At 61.1% G+C, this 3,773-nt stretch carries 4 protein-coding genes and 1 pseudogene; all 5 read right to left on the bottom strand.

Going from position 1 to position 3,773, the window contains the following annotated elements; translation table 11 throughout:
• Positions 1–398: 398 nt before the first annotated feature.
• Complete coding sequence (locus AC628_RS34520) at positions 399–743, bottom strand: hypothetical protein (protein ID WP_074131171.1); 345 nt, start codon at positions 741–743, stop codon at positions 399–401.
• Positions 743–940 (bottom strand): HNH endonuclease, encoded by a 198-nt coding sequence (locus AC628_RS46240; protein ID WP_502689811.1) that lies wholly within the window; start codon positions 938–940, stop codon positions 743–745. The genes AC628_RS34520 and AC628_RS46240 overlap by 1 nt, the downstream gene beginning before the upstream one ends.
• 692 nt (positions 941–1,632) lie before the next feature.
• Positions 1,633–2,553, bottom strand: coding sequence for a hypothetical protein (locus AC628_RS34510; RefSeq protein WP_143201960.1), 921 nt, complete (start codon positions 2,551–2,553; stop codon positions 1,633–1,635).
• Positions 2,554–2,699: 146 nt separating this feature from the next.
• A pseudogene (locus AC628_RS34505) lies at positions 2,700–2,939 on the bottom strand (hypothetical protein); the annotation flags it as partial.
• Between the two features lie 30 nt (positions 2,940–2,969).
• Entirely contained in the window at positions 2,970–3,479 is a 510-nt protein-coding gene (locus tag AC628_RS34500) for a septal ring lytic transglycosylase RlpA family protein (protein WP_074131172.1), read from the bottom strand.
• Between the last annotated feature and the right edge of the window lie 294 nt (positions 3,480–3,773).

Here is a 3,773-nt window from a genome sequence, read left to right as displayed (position 1 = left end):
AGCGCGGTTTCCTCCCTTGGAGGCTTTCGGACGCCGGCCGCCGAATACGCGGCGCCGTCCCTCAAGCGGCCGGCGTCCGAAACCCTTCACACAAGGCGACATCACCGAGATCGAGTGACGTGCCCGCTCCTCCTCCTAAGGCAGACATCCCGGATTTGTTCGCCTACGACCGATTGCCCATCCCCCGGCTGCGCCTCTCTTTCGTGGCGCGCCGCTTCTTCGCCGGTGCCGGCTTCACCGCCGGCGCCGGCGAGGCCTGATTTGCCGAGGCTGCGGCAGCGGCCGCGTCCCGGGCATCGAGCTCGCGCTTGAGGGCCTGGTTTCGCTCCCACCTTCGCTTCACGTTGAGCGCGTAGCGCGTCGGCGCGCGGTGATGGCTCTCGCGACATGCCTCCCTCCTACGAACTTATACGATTTGCTCGAGCGCGGATGCCCGACCTGGTGTTGTGCGAGTTGCAGGCGCAGCGACCGTTGTTGAGATCCAGCGCCGGTTCCGGGTTGTCACGGATGTCCTTGATGTGGTCGGCGTACATCTGGTGACCGTTGGCTCGGCTGCGCTCGCAGCGCAGTCCACCCTCGACGTACTCGCAGCGCCAGTCGGCGCGCCGCTTCACCTGCTCGGCCCAGTTCTTGTGCTCGGCGGTCTGGTAGTGAGGATCCGCGCGCTTCGGAAGGATCGTCGCCTTCCGGGTGTCCAGCGTCGGGACGCGCGGGCCGAGAGACGGGATACGGGATCGCTTCATCAGAGCAACCTCCCGAGGCTTCGTGCAAAATCGAGTGGATCCTTCGCGTGCTTGGCCAGATTGCACGGCTCGCACAATATCTGAAGGTTGGTCCGGTCATTCGAACCGCCCCTGCTGAGCGCAAGGATGTGGTCGACGTGGTAGTCCAGCGTTAGCTTCGTTCGGCAATACGCGCAGCGTCGCTTTTGCTGCTTGATCAGATCGGCGATATCTTCCGGCGTGCGTGACCCGCCAGCGCCGCGTTTCCGAGCCCGGCGGGTCCTCGCCCATGCCCGGTGCTGCTCCGGATTTTCCAGCTTACATCGCTGGTACCGTGTCCGGCTGTCCGCGCGGATCTGATCGCCTTTTTAGGCCCTATACCTTGCGCGGATCGCCCTCATCTTTTCCGGATGTCGCTTCGCCCATCGACGACTGCGTCCGGTCTGATTCCGCTTGGCTTCCGCCGCGATCTTATCGGGGTTGGCGGCACGCCATCGCGCCTTCGTTAATCGCCGGCACTCAACGCATTCTCCGTTCGAGACGTAGAAGCCAGCGTTGTGCCCGCGGTCACACGGCCGCTCCGTAAAATAGACCTTCTCGCCACGTTCCTTTGCCGCGCGCGATGCTTCCTTCCGAGCCAACTTGGCGTCATCCAAGGGATGGAGTTCCGTCCATCTGGCATTTCTGAGTTCGCGGTTTCTCTGGTTCCAATCGCCGCTCATGACGCGGCAGGCTTTCTGACGCCGTGGCGCCTCGTCATGAACCGCGCTAATTGCTCCTTCAAGTCCCAAGGCAGCTGTGGATCGTCGGCAGAACTACGTATCCATGGTTCCGCCAGTAGAATTCCTTGACCTCCTCTGGAGTCTCGCGGGTATTGGGAGCAAACCGCCCGAGCGACATCGATCAGCCCCTACTTCCGCAGGCGCATGCCGGCGGCCGTCTTCAGCCGCCGAACCGCGTCCCATGTCCGGTCTATGATCTCGACCCCGTCGTAAAGCCTCACGAGCGCGTTCAAAGCGATCCGGAAATCGGAGCTGTTGGTCCGGTGCTCCTCGCCGCCGTGGATCCGAACATCCTCGCTGCTGCACTCGAGCCCGATCCTGACCAGCAGGATGTCGAACTGTCGCTCGCCGAGCCGCCGCTTCACTTCGTCGAGACGCGACCGCGCCTCGAGCGCGATGGTGTGCGAAGCCGAGCCACCGCCGCCACCATCGACCTTGTCCTGCAGCGCAAAGCCTCGCGACCCGTGGAACGTGGCCAGGTCGAAGTCGCGCCGAAACCGATCCGCGGCGCTCTGGCGCAGCTTGTCTTCCGGATCGGCCGACCCGCGTTTCTTCGACTCGGTGAGATTGAGGTGCGACGTCCGGACAGTGTCGACCATCACGTTGAGCCGCGGGTTTTCGGGATCCGGTATGGTGTGCTTGCGCCGGCCGCTGGCGAGCCGCTCTTCTTCGGCGGCGGCCTTCTGCTCTTTCTTGGTCGGCTGCTTGCCCCAGAGATTCAGCGGGTCGGTCGAGTCGACCGCACCACTGCGGAAACCCTGCTGGAAGAGCTTGTTGCGCCGGAGAGCTTCATGGACGCGCCGGGCTCCTACCGTGTCCTGCTCCATGAGGTATTCGACGACGCACTCCTGGACGATCCGCTGCCGGCGCCGGGTTTCCTCGAAGAGCAACTGGCCCTCATATGTGAGGCCCTCGTACGACTCCAATGGCCGCGCGCGGCGGATGTCGCGCATGAATGCGCGGGCACGGCGATCGCGCTCCTTGTCGACGTGGACCGTCGCGACATCCGTGATCTGAGCCTGAGACATACCAACCTCCACTCCAATCACGAATAGTTTTCGAGGAGGTGATTTGTCTACAATTGCAAGCTGGAAGTTGAAGCGTCATCCACCGTCGATCTATCGACCTGGGCGCGATCTGGGACACGGATCCCGACCACGGATGCGCGACGAGCGCTCGCCATGCGCCGTGGTGGAAGCGATGCGAGTTTGCGGCTCAGGTGATGTGCGACGACGCAGGCCTCCATGCCGATCAGGCAAGGTGGTACATTGGCGAACCGCGCTTCCACTTGGCCACGCGACCATTTCTGCCGAAGCACGATCGCACCATGCTGATCCCGTCCCACCACGTGGAACGAGTTCTTGCCAATATCGATGCCGATCGCGGCGATTGCGCAGGTCTTCGCTGCCCCGAGCGCCCACTGACAGCCGCACACGACTGTTGCCACATAGAGCGCGGCGCTTACCTAAAGGACCTCTACTCGAACTTGTGCCACACCTCGATCAGTAATTCCTAAGCCGCGTGCAGCGCCAAGGGAAAGGTCCAGCACGCGGTCGCGAATCCACGGTCCGCGGTCTGCAATACGAACTATGACCGACCTGCTACTCGCAATGTCCGTGACGCGAACCCGAGTTCCGAAGGGAAGACTTCGATGGGCCGCCGTCATTTCATCGCGATTGTAGAGCGACCCACTAGCTGTTTTACCTTTTGTATAAGAATAGAAGGACGCTTTTCCGGTGAAGATTTTATTGAACGATTTGGAAGGCCGGGGATTGTCTCGCGTCCGCGTCCATAATGGCCCTGCCGGAATATGCTCAGGAGGACTTTGTTTTTGCTCCTTCTCTTCAGGAGCAGGTTCAGCATGTGCCTTCGGAATAATAGACCACCTATCGTCGAAGTTTTGTGCTGAAGCATACGGAGACTGCAAGCAAGCGGATAAGGACGCGATCGCGATTCCTGCAAACAGAACACGCATGATCAACTCCACTCACTGACAAAATACAAAGAATCAACAATGTTTAACAAGCGGCGTTCCCGAGCGTGCAGAGCAGCATACAACGGAACAGCGTCATCAATTTGAGGTGATTTTTTGGGTAGGTCGGAACTACTCTGTGGCGCAGATTATGCGCCGAGCGTCAGCTTCTGGGTAGAGTCGGGATGTGGCGCGGTGGTTGTAGGCTGAACATATCTGTTGCCGCCTCTTTCGTCTGGCGGTGCCTTAGTAGTTCGACCGTGACTCCGTTTCCACATCTCGCTCATCGAACCGGAC

Origin of the sequence: Bradyrhizobium sp. NAS96.2 (assembly GCF_001908235.1) — a bacterium.
Lineage (GTDB): Bacteria > Pseudomonadota > Alphaproteobacteria > Rhizobiales > Xanthobacteraceae > Bradyrhizobium.
This window is presented reverse-complemented; position numbering and strand designations above follow the sequence as displayed.